This is a genomic window from Variovorax sp. PBL-H6, assembly GCF_901827155.1.
Lineage (GTDB): Bacteria > Pseudomonadota > Gammaproteobacteria > Burkholderiales > Burkholderiaceae_C > Variovorax.
Window position 1 is genome coordinate 493,220 of record NZ_LR594659.1, and the last position, 19,197, is coordinate 512,416.

General features: G+C 66.1%; 17 protein-coding genes, 1 pseudogene and 1 riboswitch. Of the genes and pseudogenes, 13 read left to right on the forward strand and 5 right to left on the reverse strand.

The window, feature by feature from the left end:
- The gene (locus tag G3W89_RS02445) at nucleotides 1-747 is read right to left on the reverse strand and encodes a GntR family transcriptional regulator (RefSeq protein WP_162572612.1); all 747 of its coding nucleotides are present in this window, start codon (nucleotides 745-747) and stop codon (nucleotides 1-3) included.
- A 177-nt stretch (nucleotides 748-924) separates the two neighbouring features.
- On the opposite strand from G3W89_RS02445, the gene G3W89_RS02450 reads away from it, so the two are divergent.
- The 12 genes and pseudogenes from G3W89_RS02450 to G3W89_RS02505 all read left to right on the forward strand — a co-directional run bounded on the left by G3W89_RS02450 (nucleotide 925) and on the right by G3W89_RS02505 (nucleotide 11,888).
- A complete protein-coding gene (locus G3W89_RS02450; RefSeq protein WP_162572613.1) occupies nucleotides 925-1,926 on the forward strand; it encodes an ABC transporter substrate-binding protein in 1,002 nt (333 codons plus the stop codon).
- A gap of 19 nt (nucleotides 1,927-1,945) precedes the next feature.
- The gene (locus tag G3W89_RS02455) at nucleotides 1,946-2,770 is read left to right on the forward strand and encodes an ABC transporter permease (protein ID WP_162572614.1); all 825 of its coding nucleotides are present in this window, start codon (nucleotides 1,946-1,948) and stop codon (nucleotides 2,768-2,770) included.
- A 63-nt stretch (nucleotides 2,771-2,833) separates the two neighbouring features.
- Nucleotides 2,834-3,622, forward strand: coding sequence for an ABC transporter ATP-binding protein (locus tag G3W89_RS02460; protein WP_162572615.1), 789 nt, complete (start codon nucleotides 2,834-2,836; stop codon nucleotides 3,620-3,622).
- An 8-nt stretch (nucleotides 3,623-3,630) separates the two neighbouring features.
- A complete protein-coding gene (locus G3W89_RS02465) occupies nucleotides 3,631-4,719 on the forward strand; it encodes an NAD/NADP octopine/nopaline dehydrogenase family protein (protein ID WP_162572616.1) in 1,089 nt (362 codons plus the stop codon).
- Nucleotides 4,716-5,606 carry a dipicolinate synthase subunit DpsA gene (locus tag G3W89_RS02470; RefSeq protein WP_162572617.1) on the forward strand — a complete coding sequence of 297 codons (891 nt, stop codon included), beginning with the start codon at nucleotides 4,716-4,718 and terminating at the stop codon, nucleotides 5,604-5,606. The genes G3W89_RS02465 and G3W89_RS02470 overlap by 4 nt, the downstream gene beginning before the upstream one ends.
- Nucleotides 5,603-6,952 (forward strand): dihydroorotase, encoded by a 1,350-nt coding sequence (locus G3W89_RS02475; protein WP_162572618.1) that lies wholly within the window; start codon nucleotides 5,603-5,605, stop codon nucleotides 6,950-6,952. Before G3W89_RS02470 ends, G3W89_RS02475 begins: the two co-directional genes overlap by 4 nt.
- A 14-nt stretch (nucleotides 6,953-6,966) precedes the next feature.
- Nucleotides 6,967-7,647, forward strand: a complete 681-nt coding sequence (locus G3W89_RS02480; protein ID WP_162572619.1) for a resolvase — start codon at nucleotides 6,967-6,969, stop codon at nucleotides 7,645-7,647.
- A gap of 1 nt (nucleotide 7,648) precedes the next feature.
- Nucleotides 7,649-7,843 carry a 2-hydroxymuconate tautomerase gene (locus G3W89_RS02485; RefSeq protein WP_086925772.1) on the forward strand — a complete coding sequence of 65 codons (195 nt, stop codon included), beginning with the start codon at nucleotides 7,649-7,651 and terminating at the stop codon, nucleotides 7,841-7,843.
- Nucleotides 7,840-8,832, forward strand: coding sequence for an isochorismatase family protein (locus tag G3W89_RS02490; protein ID WP_232076279.1), 993 nt, complete (start codon nucleotides 7,840-7,842; stop codon nucleotides 8,830-8,832). The genes G3W89_RS02485 and G3W89_RS02490 overlap by 4 nt, the downstream gene beginning before the upstream one ends.
- Nucleotides 8,833-8,934: 102 nt before the next feature.
- Entirely contained in the window at nucleotides 8,935-10,050 is a 1,116-nt protein-coding gene (locus tag G3W89_RS02495; RefSeq protein ID WP_162577288.1) for a Re/Si-specific NAD(P)(+) transhydrogenase subunit alpha, read from the forward strand.
- 19 nt (nucleotides 10,051-10,069) lie between these two features.
- Nucleotides 10,070-10,387 (forward strand): annotated as a pseudogene (locus G3W89_RS02500) (proton-translocating transhydrogenase family protein); the annotation flags it as partial.
- A 13-nt stretch (nucleotides 10,388-10,400) separates the two neighbouring features.
- Nucleotides 10,401-11,888: an NAD(P)(+) transhydrogenase (Re/Si-specific) subunit beta gene (locus tag G3W89_RS02505; RefSeq protein WP_162572621.1), complete on the forward strand. Its 1,488-nt coding sequence runs from the start codon at nucleotides 10,401-10,403 to the stop codon at nucleotides 11,886-11,888.
- A 61-nt stretch (nucleotides 11,889-11,949) separates the two neighbouring features.
- Here the strand turns inward: G3W89_RS02505 and G3W89_RS02510 are convergent, their stop codons facing one another.
- The 3 genes from G3W89_RS02510 to G3W89_RS02520 form a co-directional block, all read right to left on the reverse strand.
- Nucleotides 11,950-13,254, reverse strand: a complete 1,305-nt coding sequence (locus G3W89_RS02510) for a D-amino acid dehydrogenase (RefSeq protein WP_162572622.1) — start codon at nucleotides 13,252-13,254, stop codon at nucleotides 11,950-11,952.
- A gap of 88 nt (nucleotides 13,255-13,342) precedes the next feature.
- Nucleotides 13,343-13,447, reverse strand: a riboswitch (glycine riboswitch).
- A gap of 170 nt (nucleotides 13,448-13,617) precedes the next feature.
- Nucleotides 13,618-15,306, reverse strand: coding sequence for an alpha,alpha-trehalase TreF (treF, locus tag G3W89_RS02515; RefSeq protein ID WP_162572623.1), 1,689 nt, complete (start codon nucleotides 15,304-15,306; stop codon nucleotides 13,618-13,620).
- Complete coding sequence (locus G3W89_RS02520) at nucleotides 15,293-16,060, reverse strand: SDR family NAD(P)-dependent oxidoreductase (RefSeq protein WP_162572624.1); 768 nt, start codon at nucleotides 16,058-16,060, stop codon at nucleotides 15,293-15,295. Before G3W89_RS02520 ends, treF begins: the two co-directional genes overlap by 14 nt.
- 356 nt (nucleotides 16,061-16,416) lie before the next feature.
- Here G3W89_RS02520 and G3W89_RS02525 point away from each other — a divergent pair, with 356 nt between their 5' ends.
- On the forward strand, nucleotides 16,417-17,109 hold the full coding sequence (locus G3W89_RS02525; RefSeq protein WP_162572625.1) for a class I SAM-dependent methyltransferase: 693 nt from the start codon (nucleotides 16,417-16,419) through the stop codon (nucleotides 17,107-17,109).
- A 256-nt stretch (nucleotides 17,110-17,365) separates the two neighbouring features.
- On the opposite strand, the gene G3W89_RS02530 is transcribed toward G3W89_RS02525, so the two are convergent.
- Nucleotides 17,366-19,156 (reverse strand): thiamine pyrophosphate-requiring protein, encoded by a 1,791-nt coding sequence (locus tag G3W89_RS02530; RefSeq protein WP_162572626.1) that lies wholly within the window; start codon nucleotides 19,154-19,156, stop codon nucleotides 17,366-17,368.
- Nucleotides 19,157-19,197 lie beyond the last annotated feature (41 nt).

The following is a 19,197-nucleotide window of genomic DNA, read 5'->3' on the forward strand; positions in this document are numbered from 1 at the left end:
TCAGTTGCCGAAATAGAGATCGTCGAGCGGAGCGGAAAGCAGGTCGTCCCCATTCGATTCGCTGAGCGCAGGGGCGAGCGAGCTGCCCGTGCTTCGAATGTCGCGCAGCACGCCCTGCCTGGCCATCGCGGGCTTCCTGGTGCGCAGGCCCTCCAAGATCTCGACATGCGCCGAGGCATCCCACGGCGTGCTCGGGGACAGCAGCGACAAGTACATGGTGGGTCCGAACTGCAGCCACAGCGACTCCACCAGCGGCATGACCACCTCGGTCTTGGAGGCCTCGTACAGCGTGAAGTGAAAGCGCTGGTTCGAGGACAGGCAGCCGAGCAGGTTGCGCTTCGCAATCGCCTCCAGCAGCTCGTCGTTGATGCCGGTCAAGGTGCTCAGCAAGGCCGGGGTGCCGTTGCGGCACGCCATCTCCGTCGCCATGCCCTCGATCAGCTCCCGCACGGCGAAGAGTTCCTTCAGCTTCTTGGGGGTGAGCCGCGGAACGCGAACAGAACCGCTGGCGGTGTCTTCCAGCGCATTGATGACGACCAGCCGCGCCAGCGCCTCCCGGATCGGCATCGGACTGGTGCCGAAGCTGCTGGCCAGCTTGCGCAGGCTCATCACCTGCCCGGGCACGAAAGCACCGACCATCAGGCCGCGCCGAAGGCGTTGGAAGACTTCCTCCGGGACGCTGCCGCGCGCGCGTTTGCCCGGTACTTCAGGTGTGGTTTGTGGAAGGCGCTCGGCGGTCTTTTCCATGGGACTCTCTCGTTGCGTGTGTGATGCGGGTTATCCCGGTTGTCCGTGATTATAAGTGTGATCACACTATGTGATCAAGACGAGTTTTCAGGCCTTCGACAGTTCAACCCTAAGCCTCCATGGCCAAGAGGGCAAGAGTTGGTTCATTCACACACTCAACGACACGGACGGTATCCCATGCGACTCCTGCAACTGCGCATTCCCTCGTTCTCCCGCCTCCGCACGGCTGCCCTGGCGGCCGCGCTTGCCGCCACTTCCACCGCATGGGCCGCCGATGAAGTGAAAGTGCGGTTCAGCTGGAAGCTCAAGGGCGAGTACGGACACCTCTACCTGGCACAGGAGCAGGGCCTCTACGCCGCCAAGGATCTGACCGTGCGGATGGGCGAGGGCGCGGGCGCGCCCGCCGCCCTCGGCGCGCTGTTGCAGGGGCAGGAAGACGTGGTGGTGATGCCCGCCATCTTTGCGGTGTCGGCGATCCAGAAAGGCATGCCGGTCAAGATCGTCGCGCTCTACCACCCGAAGACTCCCGTGGTACTGATTTCCCACCCCGACAAGCCCGTGAAGCAACCGAAGGACCTGGAAGGCAAGACGGTCGCCCACTCGGTGGGAGAGACAGGCACCTCCTACCTGGCCGTCTTCTGTGCGGTCAACGGCATCGACTGCGACAAGGTCAAGAAGGTGCAAATGGATGCGCAGTCGCGCGTTCCCCAGTTTCTTCAGAAGCAGGTGGATGCAGTGAGCCTCTATCGCACCAGTGATCTGCCGGTGCTCGAGGCCAAGGCCGGCACCAAGTTCCCGCTGCTCGACCTGGCTGAGAACGGTCTCGCCATTCCCGGGCTGGCCGCGGTGTCGAGCAATGCGATCATCGCCAAGAGGCCCGATGTGCTGAGGCGCTACCTCGCGGCGGTCAATGAAGGCATCGCCGCAACGCGCAAGGATCCGAAGTCGGCCGCCGCCGCCTTGATGAAGTCCTGGCAGGGCAGCCCGCCCCAGGATGTCGTGCAAGCGCAGGTGCAAGCCACGATGGACGCAGTGAAAACCGAGGCCGGCAAGCCGGTCGGCTGGATCGATGCGAAGGCGATCTCGCAGGCGCTGGACCTGATCAAGACCGACGAGGCGATCGGGACACCCAAGCCCGTGGAGACTTTCTTCACCAACGACCTCCTGCCTGCCCTGTGAACCCAGCAAAGGTCCGTGCATGACCCAACTCAAACACTCCCAAGCCGTTGCGGTGCCCACTGTGGACAAGTCCAGGAAGAAAGCCGCAGGCGGCAGCTTCACCGAGCGCTATGCGTCCGTGCTGCTGGCTGCGGCCATCCTGCTCGCGTGGCAGGTCGCGGTCCCGCTTCTCGGCCTGTCGGAATTCGTACTCCCGACGCCGCTGGCCATCGGCAAGCGGATCGTGACGGACTTCGATCTGCTCGCGGCCCACTCGTACATCACCTTGCTCGAAGTGCTTGCGGGCTTTCTTGCCGGGGTGCTGATTGGCATTCCCCTGGCGCTGGCGATCTTCTATTCGAAAGCGTTCGAGCGTGCCGTCTATCCGCTGCTGGTGGCGCTGCAGACCGTGCCGAAGATCGCGCTGGCACCCCTGCTGGTTCTCTACCTCGGCTACGGCTGGGGCCCCAAGATCAGCCTCGCGTTCCTGATCTCCTTCTTCCCGATCGTGATCTCGACGGTGGTCGGCCTCCAGTCGCTGGACAAGGGCCTGGTGAACATGGTGCGCTCCATGGGGTCCACCGAATGGCAGACCTTCTTCAAGGTCAGGCTGCCCGCCGCCATGCCGAGCATCTTCGGCGGCCTGAAGGTGGCCATCTCCCTGGCCGTGATCGGCGCCATCATCGGCGAGTACATCGCCGCGGAGCGAGGCCTCGGCTACCTTCAACTGCAGGCGACCTCGCAGTTCGATACGACGCTGAACTTCGCCACCGTCGTCACCATCTCCCTGCTCGGCGTGCTGCTCTATTTCGTTCTGGCGCTGATCGAGTCCAAGGTCTCCTATCAACGTGAAAGCGCCAAATGACCGAAAGCAGCGACATGACATTCATCGGAGTCTCGTGCCTCATGGAGTTGGAGGAGGGCCGCCATGAGTAATGCAGCCAATGTGCGGGTCGAAGGCGTCTCCAAGACCTATGAAGTGCGTGCCGGCGACGATGTCAGGGCGCTCGACCGCGTCGACCTCGACATCGCCCCCGGCAGCTTCGTGGCCATCGTCGGGCCCAGCGGATGCGGCAAGAGCACGCTGCTGTCGCTCCTGGCCGGATTGACCCCCGTGTCCTCGGGCCGCCTGCGCATCGATGGCGACGAAATCCTCAAGCCGCATCCGAAGGCCGGTGTGGTTTTTCAGTCCGATCTGCTGTTGCCTTGGAGGAGCATCATCGACAACGTGTTGCTGCCGGTCGAGATCAAGGGGCGGAACCGGGCCGCCAGCATCGGCCGCGCGCGCGAACTGCTCGCGCAGGTGGGCCTGCAGGGATTCGACAACAAGTTCCCGTTCGAACTCTCGGGCGGTATGCGCCAGCGCGTGGCAATCTGCCGCGCCCTGATCCAGGAACCGGGGCTGCTGCTGATGGACGAGCCCTTCGGCGCGCTGGACGCCCTGACGCGCGAGCAGATGATCATGGATCTGCAGACCATGTGGCTGCGGTTGGGCAACACCGTGTTGTTCATCACGCACGGCATCGACGAGGCGGTGTTTCTCGCGGACCGGGTGATCGTCATGTCCCCACGCCCAGGCCGCGTGGACCTCGACCTGGCCATCGACATTCCGCGACCGCGCCGCTGGAGCGGCATCCACGAGAACCCCGCCTTTCAGCACCACGTGCGACAGGTGCGGGAGATGTTCGAAGCCAAGGGCGTCCTGGTCGCACACTGAGGTACAGCATGAAAGTTTCGATTCTGGGCGCCGGCGCCGGCGGTGCCGCGTCCGTGGCCGAGCTCACGCAGGCCGGCCATGACGTGGTTCTGTGGAACCGCTCTCCTGAAACCCTCGCGCCGTTTCAAGCGCTCGAGGGCGTTCGCTACGACGGCGTGCTCGGCACGGGAATCGCTCGTCCGCGCCTGATCACCGCCGATCTGAGGGCTGCCATCGAAGGCGCCGACGCGGCGGTGGTCACGCTTCCGACCTTTTCTCACGCGCCGGTTGCTCGCGCACTGGCTGCTGCCGGCTGGCCGGCGAACCGGCCGGTCGTCCTGAACCCCGGCCATACCGGCGGCGCGCTGGAGTTCGCCCATGCCTGGCGCGAAGTGCGCCCCGACCTGCCGCCCATCGCCGAGTTCTCCACGCTGACCTACGTGGCCCGCAAATACCAGGCCGACGGCGTGACCGTCACCGGCCGTGCGCGCCAGGTCCGCGCCGCAGCGCTGCCGGGCGGCAATGCGGCACTGACCGCGGCCTGTGCGCTGTTCCCGGGCGCCACGCCCGTCGGCGACGTGCTCGCCTCCGCACTCGCCAATGCCAACCTGGTCCTGCATCCGCCCGGTGCGGTGCTGGCCGCCGCATGGGTCGAGGCGACGCATGGCGATTTCACCTTCTACGTCCAGGCCATGACGCCAGGTGTCGCTCGCACGATGCGTGCGCTCGACGACGAACGACTTGCCGTTGCCGCGGCCTTCGGCCATCACCTGCCGAACTTGATCGGCGAGATGCAGCTGATCGGCACGGTGGAGTCCTCGGTGAGCGACACCCAGGACTTCGTGGCCGCGATCGCGGGGGGCGAGGCGAACAAGCGCATCAAGGGGCCCGACTCGCTCCAGCATCGCTATTACCGCGAGGACTTCGGGCACGGCCTGTTGCCATTCCTCGAGCTTGCGGCGGTTGCCGCCGTCGCCACGCCGGTGGCGCGATCGCTCTACACGCTCGCGCAGGCCTTCGTCGGCGTCGATTACGCGAAGGGCGGGCGCACCGCAGAGGCGATGGGAATTGCCGGGATGTCCAAGAACGAACTTCTACAACATGTGAGGCAGCCATGAACTGGGACCAAGCCGTCATCGCGATCGTCGGCGGCGATCGACGCGAACAGGAGATTGCGCGCTGCGCAGTGGCCGCCGGGGCGCAAGTGCGTGCCTACGGCTTTCCCTGGCCCGACCCGGGCATCGAAGGGGTGCGGCATGCGGCCAGTGCCCGCGAAGCGCTGGAGGGTGCCGACATCGCGCTCTTTCCGATTCCCGGCATCGCACCCGATGGGGCGCTGTTCGCGCCCCAATGCGCAGAACGCATCATTCCGGACGCCGCCATGCTCGGCGGCATGCGCCGCCCGGGCCACATCATCCTCGGATGGGCCGACCCCAAGCTCAAGGCACATTGCGAGAAACTCGGCATCGGCTTGCACGAGTACGAATGGGACGAGGACCTCATGCTGCTGCGCGGGCCGGCGATCGTCGAGGGGATGCTCAAGGTGCTGATCGAGAACACCGACATCACCATCCACAAGGCCAAGGTGTGCCTGGTGGGGCAGGGGACCATCGGCTCCCTGGTCACGCACACCCTGCTGGGGCTCGGCGCACGTGTCCATGTGGCGGCGCGCAATGCCGTGCAGCGCGCGGCCGCGCATGCGGCCGGCGCCGAATCGCACGAGTTGAGCGCGCTCGCCGACGTGCTGCCCGGCACCGACATCGTCATTGCGAGCGTGCCGGCGCGCGTGCTCGGGCGCGACCTTTTGGAGAAGCTGCCTGCGCATGCCCTGCTGGTCGACCTGGCCGCGCCCCCCGGCGGCATCGATCGCGATGCCGCCCAGGAACTGGGCCTCAAGTTCGTCTGGGCGCGCGGCCTCGGCGCCAGGGCACCCATCACGGTCGGGCGAAGCCAATGGAGCGGCGTACACCGGCGAATCGACAACATCCTGAAGGAAACGCAATGAGCAACGCCGACCTGGTGATTCGCAACGCGCGCGTGGTGCGCCATGACGGGGAGTTTCACGGCGGCGTGGCCGTGGAGGACGGAAAGATCATCATGACGGGTGCCGACAGCGCCCTGCCCAAGGGCCATCGCGAGATCGATGCGGGCGGCCGGGTGCTGATGCCCGGCGTCATCGATCCGCACTGCCATCTCGGCGTCAAGTATCCGTATGCGGAGGACATGCGCACGGAAATGGCTGCGGCAGCCTCGGGCGGCGTGACCACCGCGCTGCTGTACATCCGCAACCTGAAGCCCTCCTACCTGCCGTTCTACGAAGAGCGCAAGGCGGTCGGCGAAGAGAACTCCATCATCGACTTCGGGTTTCACTTCGGCATCCAGCGCGAAGAGCACATCGCGGAGATTCCCGAGATCGTCGCCAAGACGGGCGTGCGCTCCTTCAAATGCTACTTCGGGTATGAGCCGGACAATCCGATCGGCATCGTGCCCGCGACCGATGGCTGGGTGTACGCGGCGATGCGGATCCTCGCGAAAATTCCAGGTGGGCTGATCAATGTGCACTGCGAGAACACGCAGATCGCCTCCTGGCTGAAGAACGAGATCAAGGCGACGGGGCGGCAGGACCTGGGCGCCTACACCGAGTCTCGCCCGGCCTTCTGCGAGGTGGAGACGATTCGCCGCATGATCTTCCTCGCCGAGCGCACGGGCTGCTCGCTGCACCTGGTGCACACGTCGGTCGGCATGGGGCCCGTCCTCGCCGCCGAGGCGCAGGCGCGCGGCGTGCACGTGACGGTCGAAACGTGCCAGCACTACCTCACGCGCACGGCCTACGACAGCGACCTCGACATGCGCGCAAAGATCTCGCCGCCGTTGCGCGACAAGGAAGAGCAGGACGGCCTGTGGCGTGGAGTCCTGAACGGCTCCGTCTACAGCCTGGGCACCGACCACGTTCCCTTCCTGCCGAAGAAACTGGAAGACCTCTGGAGCGAACTGCCCGGCGTGGTGTCCTTCCCGTGGGAGCTTTCGCTGATGCTGCACTTCGGCGTTCACCAACGTGGGCTGCCTCTGTCGCGGCTGGTGCAGCTCAATTCGGCCAATCCTGCGCGCCGCTTCGGGCTGTGGCCGCGCAAGGGCAACATCGAGGTCGGTTTCGATGCCGACATGGTGCTGGTCGACCTCGACGAAGAGCGTACGGTCCGCCACACGGGCAAGGGCACCTGCATCTACGAAGGCTGGAAGCTCAAGGGATGGCCAGTGCTCACCGTGTCCCGGGGCGCGGTGCTTTACGAGAACGGCGCCGTCGACGAGAGCCAGTTCGGGCGAGGACGCTGTCTCTCGGTTCCCGCCTGAGGACGCGTACACGCATGGAAACCGGGCTCGACACCCCGATCAGGGGCAGCGCTGCGCCCGCTGCGCACAGCCTCGACGAGCGCATCGACGCGCTGGCCGCCGCAGCGCGCGAACTCGCGCAGCGCAGCCCTCGCCCGCGGCAGGAATATCTGTCCGGCATCCACAACCCATGGGGCTATGGGACCCCGCAGGTCGATGCCTGGCTGCTGCTCGATCTGTGCCAGGACCCCTGCATCCTCGGCGGCGTGGAGCAGCTCGTCGGCCATGACATCGTCCTGTGGGATACCGAGCTGTATCTCGAAGCCGGCGCATACGAGCGCTTCGTGAGAGAAGGGCGGGAGGGGCGCTACTGGCCTGCGATGCCGCTGGAGGGCGCAGTCGTGCTGGTGCCGGCAGGGCCGGCGCCGAAGTCCGTGAGCTTCATGGACCTTGCGCGGATCGCACGGAAGGATTTGCCGGCGCTGGACCCGATGTCGCCGCTTTATGTCCTGCGCTACATGCCGGCGACGAGCCGCTTCGTGCGCGACGGCCGCTCGCTCGCGAACTGGGTGGCCATGGAGGAGCAGCCCCTTGTCAACTACGCGACCCGTCCTCTCTGGCTGATGCGTGGAGAGGATCGAGCCGGCAGTGATTTCGTGACAGGCTTTTCGCCGCCGGTGCCCCGCTGGGCCGGCACTCAACTCAAGGAGAAATGACATGCCATTCGTGATCGTCGAAATGTGGCAAGGCCGCACCGTCGAGCAGAAGCGCAACCTGGTCAAGGCCATCACGCAGGCCATGGTCGACCATGCCGGCTGCAAGCCTGACCACCTGCACGTGGTGATCCACGACACGCCCAAGGACAGCTGGGGACGCGATGGCGTGCTCGGCATCGACATGAAGGAAAAATGATGACTCTCGACAATCTCGACCCGCGCACCTCCGCCTTGTTGGTCATCGATCTTCAGAACGCCTTCATTCATGACAAGGGCACGCTCGGCATCTCGGGGGTCGACACCCAGCGGCTCTCGGCCATCGTGCCGACGCTTGCCGAGTTGATCCCGCGTTGCCAGGCGGCCGGCATTCCGGTGATCTGGACCGTGCAGGAACATTTCGCCGTCGATGCGAGTCGGGCCCGCAAGAAGCTCGCCGGCCACACCTCGCGGCGCAAGCAGGTTTCCGCGCTGGCGGGAAGCTGGGACGAGGAGATCGTCGAGGAGCTCAAGCCGCTCGCGGCGGTCAATCCGGCCTATGTGATCCGCAAGCACCGCTTCGGCGCCTTCTACGAGACGCGGCTCGAGATGATGCTGAAGATGCTCGGCACCCGGACCTTGTTCGTGGCCGGGACCACCACCAACGCCTGCGTGGAGACCAGCATCCGCGAAGCCTATCTGCGCGACTATGACGTGGTGGCGCTCGACGATTGCATCTCCGGCGTCAATGGCGAATGGGAACAGACCGCCAAGAAGGTCTGGAAGCAGTACTTCTGCGAAGTCTCCGATTCGCAGGAGATGCGCGCGTGGATCGATGCGCAGTCGGCGCCGCGCACGCTCGGCTTCGGCCACATGCTGCTGATGGTGCAGGACGTGCCGCGCTCGGTCGGTTTCTATGTCGACCAGCTCGGCTTTTCGATCCGGCCAGCGAAGCCGCTCGCGGACGGGCGGCCGTTCACCGCCTTCCATCAAGGGATGGCCGTCGTGGGCGGTCGCGCACCATCGCATCGTCAGATCGACCACATCGCATTCGAGGTCAACGACGTGCGGGCGTTGCGCGACAAGCTGAAGCAATCCGACGTCGAGTTCCAGCAGGACCTGCATGACGGGCCCTATGGCCTGACGATCTACGTGACCGATCCGGACGGCACGCGCGTCGAGCTGTACCAGGTGGGCGCGACCGCCTGAGCGGACTCGCCCGCATCCACGGAGGCGGGCTCATTTGCCAACGATGCACGGCCGTGCGAGCCGTGCATCGTCATGTCTGACCAACCAGAGAGAGAGATCCCCATGCTGCTAGGCGTGCCGGCCGAGACTGTGCCCGGCGAAACCCGAGTGGCCGTCACATCGGAGACGGCCAGGAAGCTTGTTGCGCAGGGGCACACGGTGCGCGTGCAGTCTGGCGCTGGCGTTGCTGCGTCCATCACCGATGCTGCCTACCAGGGCGCTGGAGCCGAGATCACTGATGCCCCCGGCGCCTTTGCCTGCGAGCTCGTCCTCAAGGTGCGCTCCCCCTCCGGGGCCGAGGTTGCACTCATGAAGCCCGGCACCGTCGTCGTGGGCATGCTCAACCCCTTCGATCCCGAGGGCCTGCAAAGGCTTGCTGCTGGCGGCCTCACCGCCTTCGCCCTCGAAGCCGCTCCCCGCACCACCCGCGCCCAGAGCATGGACGTGCTCTCCTCCCAGGCCAACATCGCCGGCTACAAGGCCGTCATCATCGCCGCCGACAGGTACCAGCGCTTCTTCCCCATGCTCATGACCGCCGCCGGCACCGTCAAGGCCGCCCGCGTCGTCATCCTCGGCGTCGGCGTTGCCGGCCTGCAGGCCATCGCCACCGCCAAGCGCCTGGGCGCCGTCATCGAGGCCTCCGACGTGCGCCCCTCCGTCAAGGAGCAGGTCGAGTCCCTGGGCGCCAAGTTCATCGATGTCTCCTACGACACCGATGAAGAGAAGGAAGCTGCCCAGGGCGTCGGCGGCTACGCCAAGCCCATGCCCCAGAGCTGGCTCGACCGGCAGAAGATCGAAGTGGCCAAGCGCGTCACCCAGGCCGACATCGTCATCACCACCGCGCTCATCCCCGGCCGGCCCGCCCCCGTGCTCGTCACCGAGGACATGGTCAAGGCCATGAAGCCCGGCAGCGTCGTCGTCGACCTCGCCGCCCCCCAAGGCGGCAACTGCCCCCTGACCGAGCCCGGGCGCACCGTCGTCAAGCACGGCGTCACGCTCGTGGGCGAGACCAACCTGCCCGCCCTCGTGGCCGCCGACGCCTCCTCGCTCTACGCGCGCAACGTCCTCGACTTCCTCAAGCTCGTGCTCCCCAAGGAGGGCGGCTTCAAGATCGACCTCGAAGACGACATCGTCGCCGCCTGCCTCATGAGCAGGGACGGCCAAGTGACCCGCAAGTAAGAACGAGGAAGCACAGCCCATGGACCCCGTCTCCCACACCGTCATCAACCTGATCATCTTCGTGCTCGCCATCTACGTGGGCTACCACGTCGTCTGGACCGTCACCCCCGCGCTGCACACCCCCCTGATGGCCGTGACCAACGCCATCTCCGCCATCGTCATCGTCGGCGCCATGCTCGCAGCCGCCCTCACCACCAGCTGGCTGGGCAAGGGCATGGGCGTGCTGGCCGTGGCGCTCGCCGCGGTCAACGTCTTCGGCGGCTTCCTCGTCACCCGGCGCATGCTCGAGATGTTCAGGAAGAAGGACAAGAAGGCCGCCCCCGCAGCCGCCAAGGCGGGGGCCACTGACCATGTCGATGAACATCGTCACCCTGCTGTACCTGGTCGCCAGCGTCTGCTTCATCCAGGCCCTCAAGGGCCTGAGCCATCCCACCACCTCCATCCGCGGCAACCTCTTCGGCATGGCGGGCATGACCATCGCCATCCTCACCACCGCCGCGCTGATCGTGCAGCTCGCCGGCGGCAAGGGCCAGGGCATGGCCTGGGTGCTGCTGGGCCTGGTCGTGGGCGGCGGCTACGGCGCCTGGCGCGCCAAGACCGTCGAGATGACCCAGATGCCCGAGCTGGTGGCCTTCTTCCACAGCATGATCGGCCTGGCGGCCGTCTTCATCGCGGTGGCCGCCGTGGTCGAGCCCTGGGCCTTCGGCATCACGCCGCCTCCGGTCGCCGCGGTCCTCGGCGCCAACACCCCCGAAGGCGCGTACCTGGTCGACGGCTTCGCGCGCTTCGCCATTCCCGCGGGCAACCGCCTCGAGCTCTTCCTGGGTGCCGCCATCGGCGCCATCACCTTCAGCGGCTCCGTCATCGCCTTCGGCAAGCTCTCGGGCAAGTACAAGTTCCGCCTGTTCCAGGGCGCACCGGTGCAGTTCAAGGGCCAGCACATGCTCAACCTGGTGCTCGGGCTGCTGACCATCGGGCTCGGGCTGGTCTACATGGCCACCGAGAGCTGGAGCGCCTTCTTCCTGATGCTGCTGCTGGCCTTCGTGATGGGCGTGCTGATCATCATCCCGATCGGCGGGGCGGACATGCCGGTGGTGGTCTCGATGCTCAACAGCTACTCGGGCTGGGCGGCCGCGGGCATCGGCTTCAGCTTGAACAACGCGATGCTCATCGTGGCCGGCTCGTTGGTGGGCAGCTCCGGCGCGATCCTGAGCTACATCATGTGCAAGGCGATGAACCGCTCGTTCTTCAACGTGATCCTGGGCGGCTTCGGCGGCGAGGCGACGGCTGCCACCGGCGCAGCCAAGGAGCAGCGCCCGGTCAAGAGCGGCAGTGCGGACGATGCGGCCTACATGCTCTCCAACGCCGAGACGGTGATCATCGTGCCGGGCTACGGCCTGGCGGTGGCGCGTGCGCAGCACGCGGTCAACGAGCTGGCGCAAAAGCTCACCGAGAAGGGCGTGACGGTGAAGTACGCGATCCACCCGGTGGCCGGGCGCATGCCGGGGCACATGAACGTGCTGCTGGCCGAGGCCGAGGTGCCCTACGACCAGGTGTTCGAGATGGAGGACATCAACGGCGAGTTCGCGCAGGCCGACGTGGCGATCATCCTGGGGGCCAACGACGTGGTGAACCCTGCTGCGCTCACCAAGGGCACGCCGATCTACGGCATGCCGATCCTGGAGGCGTACAAGGCCAAGACGGTGATCGTGAACAAGCGCTCGATGGCCGCGGGTTATGCCGGGCTGGACAACGAGCTGTTCTACATGGACAAGACCATGATGGTCTTCGGCGACGCCAAGAAGGTGGTCGAGGACATGGGCAAGGCGATCGAGTAACGCGAGGCGGCCCCCTGCTCGCAACAGGACGTGCGGGCGGGGCGTGGCCCCGCTCTTTTTCCTAGGCCTGCGCCAACTGGATTGCCGGTCGCCTCGACAAGCCCCCGGTGAACGCGAAGTCCACCTCGGGCGCAAGCCCGCTCACGATGCGCGCGATCGACTTGCCCGAGCCGCATGAATGCGTCCAGCCGAGCGTGCCATGGCCCGTATTGAGGAAGAGGTTGGGCATCTTCGTCGCGCCGATCAAGGGGACATTGCTGGGTGTCGCTGGCCGAAGACCTGTCCAGAATTGCGCCTGCGTGCTGTCTCCGGCGCCGGGGAACAGTTCTTCGACGCGCCGCACGATCGCCTCGCAGCGAACGCGGTTCAGGTCGCGGTCGTAGCCGTTGAGTTCGGCCGTGCCCGCGACGCGCAGCCGGTCGCCGGCGGCCGACGTGTAGCGAGAAAACACGAGCTTGAATTCATCGTCCGTCAACGACACCTGGTAAGCCTTGGACGCATCCTTGACCGGCAGGGTGACCGAATAGCCTTTCGCCGGATAGATCGGCAGCCGGATGCCCAGCGGTGCCGCGTAGAGCGGGCTGAGCGAACCCATGGCGAGCACGAAGGCATCGCCGCGGATGCGTTGGAAGCGACCTTCGTGGTCGGTCGCTTCGACGTGATCGACCTGACCGCCAGCCTCGCGAATCGCGGTGATCGTGTGGCTCATCAGGAACTTGACGCCCGCTGCTGCGCAGATGTTGACCAGTTCGCGCGCGAAGCGATTGGCGTCGCCCGACTCGTCTTCGGCCGTGTAGGTGGCGCCGGCCAGCTGCGGTCGGATGTGCGCCAGGGCGGGCTCGATCTTCACCGCCTCCTCGGCCGAAATTACCTCGCGCTCACAGCCCAGTGCGCGCATTTGCTGCGCCGGCTTCAACGCACCGTCGAACTCCTTCTGCGTGGTGTAGAAGTGCAGGATGCCCTGCGTGCGTTGCTCGTAGGCAAGACCGGTGTCGGCGCGCAATTGCTGCAGCGTCTCGCGGCTGTAGGTCCCCAGGCGCACGATCTGCTCGATGTTGTGGCGCGTGCGCGCGGGCGAGCATTCCCGCAGGAATTGCAGGCCCCAGAGCCATTGACGCATATCCGCGCGAATGCGAAACAGCAGCGGCGCATCTTCCTTGCCGAGCCATTGCAGTACCTTGATGGGCGCACTCGGGTTAGCCCAGGGTTCGGCGTGGCTCACCGAGATCTGCCCGCCATTGGCGAAGCTGGTTTCGGCGGCCGGCGTGGCCTGGCGGTCGATGACCGTCACTTCGTGGCCGAGTTGCTGAAGGTAGTAAGCCGAGGTGACGCCGAGCAGGCCGGCGCCGAGAACGATCACGCGCATATCAAACCCTTTGAAGGTTGCAGCGCTCGAACGCACGGAAACGGAAGCTCTTTGAAAAACGGGAGCAACCGGACTGTGAATCCGAGTTGCCGCTCCCCCTGTCCTCGGTACCTGAGAGTTTCACCCGCGGCGCCCGCGGCGGGTTTGCTCCTTCGGTGCATCACGTGCGTGATGGCTCTCCAGACGGCTTTGACACTTGGTGCAGTACAGGCTCGTTGCGTGAGCCGACCTGAGCGTTCATGGGAGTTTGCGCCTTCGGTGGGACCGTCTTCTCAAGTCGGTCCGCTCTCCTGCGGCTGCGAGTCTAGTCGAGTCGCTGTTGAATGTCGAGGACGCAGCCGCCACGCCGGCGCCGACAACCGCTCACAGGTGCCGCGGCGACGGATCATGCGAGACGCAGCGCCCGGCACTGTGTCTCGGCCGTTTCTGCAACAGCGCGCTCGTGACGCCGTTCGTCCACCCGAACCCGTCCTGCAACGGATACTCCCCGCCGCCGCCGCCCGCGGATCGCTCTTCCTTTACCGAGCGCAGCGCATACTTTTCGACCAGCTTGCCCTCGCGTTCGTACACCGCCGCGACGGTGGCGAGCCAACGGCTCGCGATCGTGCTCGAGAGCGACCGGCATCCGTAGGCGGCGAATCCCCAAATCCCCATCCACTGCAGCGGCGCCCAACCATTGGGCCGGTCCCATTGCTGGTCACTCCAGTACTCCGTGGTCGACAGTCCGCCCGGGGCGAGCATCCTTGCCGACACGGTCCCGGCCAGCGCTCGTGCCTGCGCCGGATCGGCGAGTCCCACGAAAAGAGGGACGACGGATGCGGCCGTCAGGCAGTTCCGCCGCGCGTCGCTGCGCCAGTCGTAGTCGAAGAAGGCTGCTTGCCCGGAGTCCCAGCAAAGTTCGATGACCGCGGTCCGACGTTCACGGGCGCGATCCGCAAACTCGCGGGCGCTCGCCGCATCGCCGGTACGCTTCGCAAGTTCCGCGATCTTCGCCTCCAGCTTGTAGAGGAACGCGTTGAGGTCGACCGGCAGTATGTCCGTGGTGCAGATGCTCGTCAGCGAGGGTGCCGTGGCGGCGCGCGCGTGCAACGGCACCGGGCCGCGGCCACGTGGCGGCGCTTCGCGCAACCAGCGCGTGCTGAAGTCCCAGCCCGATTCGCACGCAGCTCGCAGATGGCGGTAGACCTCGGCGGGCTCGCGCCGGCATGCCCTCACCGTTGCCACATCCTCGAGCCACGACTCCTCGCGGGGCGTGTCCCGGTCGTCCCAGTAGCGATTGAGCAGCTTGCCGTCGCGCAGGCGCACGACGCGGCGCCCCGCCTGGCCGGGTGCGAGCCCCTCGCATCCTGCCATCCAGTAGGCATGCTCCTGGCGCAGCTGCGGCAGGAACTTCGTCTCTTCCGCGGCACCGTACCGCTGCGCGAGCTCGACCATCAGCGCAAACACCGGCGGCTGCGAGCGGCTCAGGTAGTACGTTCGCGTCCCATTCGGAATGTGCCCGTAGGTGTCGACCAGGTAGGCGAAGTTGTGGACCATGTCGCCCACCATCTGCGAGTGACCAGCGCCGGCGAGTCCCAGCATCGTGAAGTACGAGTCCCAGTAGTAGAGCTCGCCGAAGCGCCCGCCCGGCACCACGTAGGGATGCGGCAGCTGCAGCAGCGAGGCATGCGGCGGATGCACGCGGGGATGCCGAGTCAGGACTTTCCAGAGGCTCCCGATGTGCTCGCCGATGGGTTGACCCGGAACCGAGACGTACTCGCCGGTTGGAGGATGCGTGGGCCTGAAGTTCGCGTGCACGAATTCCGCGAGGTCGAAACCCGGCTCTCGGAATCTGGCGCGGTAGGCCGCGAGGATGGCTGCCGGTTCGCCGCGCGGGGCGCAGTCCACGAAGGTCTTGCTGTCGGAGAAGATGCTCGACTGCTGGACCGCGGTGAACAGCTCCTGGTAGCGATCTGCCGGCGTGAGCGTGTCGGGCGCGGGCGCCTGCGCTGCCTTTCTCGAACGCTGCGCGTCACCTTGTGTGCCGAGCACCTCGTAGTCACTGCTCGGCATAGTTCCAGAGCAAGCCGCCATCCACCACGCTCGTCGTGCCCGTGATGTAGTCGGCGTCCGCAGAGGCCAGGAAGGCGGCCATGCCCGCGACATCGCCGGGCCGGCCCAGGCGCTTCAGAGGAATGTTCGCGAGCAAGGCATCGCGCATGGCGGGGTCGTTCAGCACGCGCGCATTGATGGGTGTCTCGATGGCACCCGGCGCGATGTTGTTGACGGTGATTCCGAAAGGCGCGAGTTCGATCGCCAGATTGCGCGTCATCATCCTCATGCCGCCCTTGCTGATGCAATAGGCAGCGAAGTGAGGGAAGGGCAGGTCCTCGTGGACAGAGCTGATGTTGATGATCCTGCCGCCGCGGCCGGCCTGCTTGCACCGGGCCGCAAAGGCCTGGGCAAGGAAGAACGCCCCCTTCAGGTTCACGTTCATCACCTCGTCGTAGTCGGCTTCGGCCACGTCGAGAAAGTCCGCTCGCCTCTCGATGCCTGCGTTGTTGACCAGGATGTCGATCGCCCCGAGCTGATCGGCCACTCTCACGAACGCTGCCTGCAACGGCTCGATCTGCGACACGTCGCACGGCATCACGACGCATCGGCGACCCAGGCCTTCGATCTGAACGCGCAGGGCTTCCGAGCGTTCATCAGCCTGGCGGACATTGAGGGCAACGTCGGCGCCCGACTCTGCAAGACGCAGTGCGATGGCCTTGCCGATCCCCTGCGAGGCGCCGGTGACCAAGGCAGTCTTGTCGTGCAGATCCATCGAACAGGCCTCCAGAACTTACGGGCACGCGGTAAAGACGATTCCACATGGTGATCGAGCACCGTAGACCTTCGCGACGGCGGGTGCATGTAGGAGCGGGCCGCGCAAGCATCACCGCGGGAACGCACTTGCGCCGTGCCGGGTTTTGCGGAACCCTTTTGCTGCAACTTAGGGAATGGCCACTGCCCGGAAGGTGACCCCTCGTGCGATCGCAGTTCGGGCACCCGGCTTGCTCTGACCGGTGAAAGAAGCTTCTTCGTGCTTCGGGGAGATGCCTGCCGGCACTCCCGTAGGAGCGAGGATCCCCATGATCTGCGCGCAGGCGCAGCAACGCCGCACAGCCTGGAGGCTAGACGATGAAGGAAAGCAGAGCACGATCGGAAGACTTCGGCCCGCCCAGTCTCTCCGTCGAATCGAAGCCCGAGAGGGCCCTATCGGAGGCAGGGGTCGCCCGGGCCTACAAGCGTCTCGCGCCGGTCTATGACCTGCTTTTCGGGCAAGTGCTCGAACCCGGTCGAAGGCGGATGGCGGAGATCGTGCGCAAGCTGCAGCCCGCGTCGCTTCTCGAGGTCGGCGTCGGGACCGGGCTCGCCTTGGCCCACTATCCGCACACTTCGAGAATCGTGGGCATCGACCTGTCCCGCGAAATGCTCGAGCGGGCGCGCGAACGTGCGCGTGCCCTGCCGGACCACCAGATCACCGTCGAGTACATGAACGCGGAGCGCACAAGCTTCGCGGACGGATCGTTCGACTGCGTCACCCTGCCTTACGTACTCTCCGTCACGCCGCGGCCAGCCGAACTGGTGCGCGAGATCCGCCGCATATGCAAGCCGGATGGGACGATCGTCGTGCTCAACCACTTCAGTGGAAGCAGGTTCTGGTGGCTCATGGAGCGGGCCTTTCGCTCTGCGGCCGAGCACGTCGGCTTTCGATCCGACTTCCGGTACGAGGAGCAGATCCTCTCGCACGATTGGCAAGTGGCCAGCATCGAGTCCGTCAATCTGCTCGGCCTCTCCAAGCTCATCGTGCTGAAGAACCGCCGGGCCTGAATGGGGGCTCCCTTCTTCGCACACCGACCGCCCTGCGGTACCCAGCATGCTGACTCCTTCGACGACGATGCGCTACCGGGAGCCCGGGGCCGAATGCGCGGCCAGTTCGCCCCAGTGGCCGGCGAGCCTTCGGCAGAACTCGTGTCCATAGGTCGCGGAGCCGACCGCGTTCAGCGCCAGGATGGCCCAGCCACGCGCGCACAGCACCTGCCAGAAGACATCGGCCCCGCGGCGCTTCCATCAAGGCTGGAACTCGTCACTCCTTCTTTTCCGGAAGGATGTGACTGAGCACCTGCCGCGCCGTGTTCGCGATCATCGAGGCGCCTTCTGCATCGCCCTTGACCAGCGACGTGACGAAGTTGCGCGCCTGCTTCAGGTTGATGTGCGGCGGGAGCGGCGGCACCTCCGGGTCGGTCTTGAATTCGAGCAGCACGGGCCGGGTCGCTGAAAGCGCCCTGTCCCATGCGGGGCCGACGGCCTCTGGCTCGTCGACGTAGATGCCTTCCAGGCCGATGAGTTCTGCGAACTTGTGATACGGCACATTCGGCAGCGTCTGGCTGGCCTCGAACTTCGGATCGCCTTCCATGATGCGCTGCTCCCAGGTGACCTGGTTCAGGTCCTCGTTGTTGAGGACCATGACGATCCAGCGCGGATCGCTCCATTGACGCCAGTATTTCGCCACCGTGATCAGCTCGGCCATGTTGTTCATCTGCATGGCACCGTCCCCGACCATCGCGATCACCGGGCGATCGGGATGCGCGAACTTCGCGGCAATCGCGTAGGGCACGGCGGCCCCCATCGAAGCGAGCCCGCCCGACAGCGAGCACATCATTCCGCGCCGCACCTGGATGTCGCGCGCATACCAGTTGGCGCAGGAGCCGGAGTCGGAGGTCAGGATGGCGCGGTCGGGCAGCCGCCGCGACAACTCCACGAACGGCAGCTGCGGATTGACGGGCGTGGCCGCCGCCATCGCACGTTCGTGAAGCGTCTTCGCCCACGCGTCCTTCCAGCCGGCGATGTCTTCGCGCCATCCGGTGTCGGTCTTCTGATCGAGCAGCGGGAGCAATGCCTGCAGCGTGGCCTTGACGTCGCCCTCGAGGTTGACTTCCATCGGATAGCGAAGCGACAGCATGCCGGGGTCGAGGTCGACCTGGACCCCGCGCGCCTGGCCCTCCTTAGGCAGGAACTCCGCATAGGGAAAGCCGGAGCCCAGCATCAGGAACGTGTCGCAGCCGGCGATGAGTTCGTCGCTGGGCTTGGTGCCCAGGAGCCCGATGGAACCGGTGACCCACGGCAGGTCGTCGGGCAGCGCCTGCTTGCCCAGCAGCGCCTTGGCGGCGCCGGCGCCGAGCTTGTCGGCGACGGCGATGATCTCGTCGGTCGCCGCATTGCCGCCCGCGCCCACGAGCAGGGCCACTTTCCTGCCGGCGTTGAGCGCCTCCGCCGCCCGCGACAGCTCAGCCTCGGCGGGCAGCACGCGCGGCGCGGACCAGCCGACACCGGAGAAGACCGAGCCGTGTGCACGAGGCGGCTGCTCCATCGGCATGTCCTGCAGGTCGTTCGGGATGATGAGCGCGGTGACGCACCGGCGCCCGAGCGCAATGCGGGCGGCCCGGTCGATCAGGTGGCGAACCTGGGCGGGCACGCTCGCGGTGGCGACGAAGTCGGCGGCCACGTCCTTGAACATCGCGTTCAGGTCGAGTTCCTGTTGATAGTGCGAGCCGATCGCCGTTCTCGCCTGCTGCCCGACGATCGCCAGCACCGGCACGTGGTCCATGCGCGCGTCGTAGAGGCCGGTGATCAGGTGCGAAGCGCCGGGGCCGGAGGTGGCCAGGCACACGCCCAGTTCGCCTGTGAACTTGGCATGCGCCGAGGCCATGAACGCGGCCATCTCCTCGTGCCTGGCCTGCACGAACTCGAACTTGTCGCCGGCGCGCGCGAGCCCACCCAACAGTCCGTTGATGCCATCGCCCGGATAGCCGAAGATCCGGCGAATGCCCCATTGGTGCAGGCGCTGCCAGAAGAAATCGGAGACTTTTTCAGCCATGCTGGCGTGGTCATACACGGCGGCGGTGCCCGCGGTCTGTC

Coding starts and splice junctions, on each gene's coding strand:
- G3W89_RS02445 (WP_162572612.1), bottom strand. CDS start 747: ATGGAAAAGACCGCCGAGCGCCTTCCACAAACCACACCTGAAGTACCG.
- G3W89_RS02450 (WP_162572613.1), top strand. CDS start 925: ATGCGACTCCTGCAACTGCGCATTCCCTCGTTCTCCCGCCTCCGCACG.
- G3W89_RS02455 (WP_162572614.1), top strand. CDS start 1,946: ATGACCCAACTCAAACACTCCCAAGCCGTTGCGGTGCCCACTGTGGAC.
- G3W89_RS02460 (WP_162572615.1), top strand. CDS start 2,834: ATGAGTAATGCAGCCAATGTGCGGGTCGAAGGCGTCTCCAAGACCTAT.
- G3W89_RS02465 (WP_162572616.1), top strand. CDS start 3,631: ATGAAAGTTTCGATTCTGGGCGCCGGCGCCGGCGGTGCCGCGTCCGTG.
- G3W89_RS02470 (WP_162572617.1), top strand. CDS start 4,716: ATGAACTGGGACCAAGCCGTCATCGCGATCGTCGGCGGCGATCGACGC.
- G3W89_RS02475 (WP_162572618.1), top strand. CDS start 5,603: ATGAGCAACGCCGACCTGGTGATTCGCAACGCGCGCGTGGTGCGCCAT.
- G3W89_RS02480 (WP_162572619.1), top strand. CDS start 6,967: ATGGAAACCGGGCTCGACACCCCGATCAGGGGCAGCGCTGCGCCCGCT.
- G3W89_RS02485 (WP_086925772.1), top strand. CDS start 7,649: ATGCCATTCGTGATCGTCGAAATGTGGCAAGGCCGCACCGTCGAGCAG.
- G3W89_RS02490 (WP_232076279.1), top strand. CDS start 7,840: ATGATGACTCTCGACAATCTCGACCCGCGCACCTCCGCCTTGTTGGTC.
- G3W89_RS02495 (WP_162577288.1), top strand. CDS start 8,935: ATGCTGCTAGGCGTGCCGGCCGAGACTGTGCCCGGCGAAACCCGAGTG.
- G3W89_RS02505 (WP_162572621.1), top strand. CDS start 10,401: ATGTCGATGAACATCGTCACCCTGCTGTACCTGGTCGCCAGCGTCTGC.
- G3W89_RS02510 (WP_162572622.1), bottom strand. CDS start 13,254: ATGCGCGTGATCGTTCTCGGCGCCGGCCTGCTCGGCGTCACCTCGGCT.
- treF (WP_162572623.1), bottom strand. CDS start 15,306: ATGCCGAGCAGTGACTACGAGGTGCTCGGCACACAAGGTGACGCGCAG.
- G3W89_RS02520 (WP_162572624.1), bottom strand. CDS start 16,060: ATGGATCTGCACGACAAGACTGCCTTGGTCACCGGCGCCTCGCAGGGG.
- G3W89_RS02525 (WP_162572625.1), top strand. CDS start 16,417: ATGAAGGAAAGCAGAGCACGATCGGAAGACTTCGGCCCGCCCAGTCTC.
- G3W89_RS02530 (WP_162572626.1), bottom strand. CDS start 19,156: ATGGCTGAAAAAGTCTCCGATTTCTTCTGGCAGCGCCTGCACCAATGG.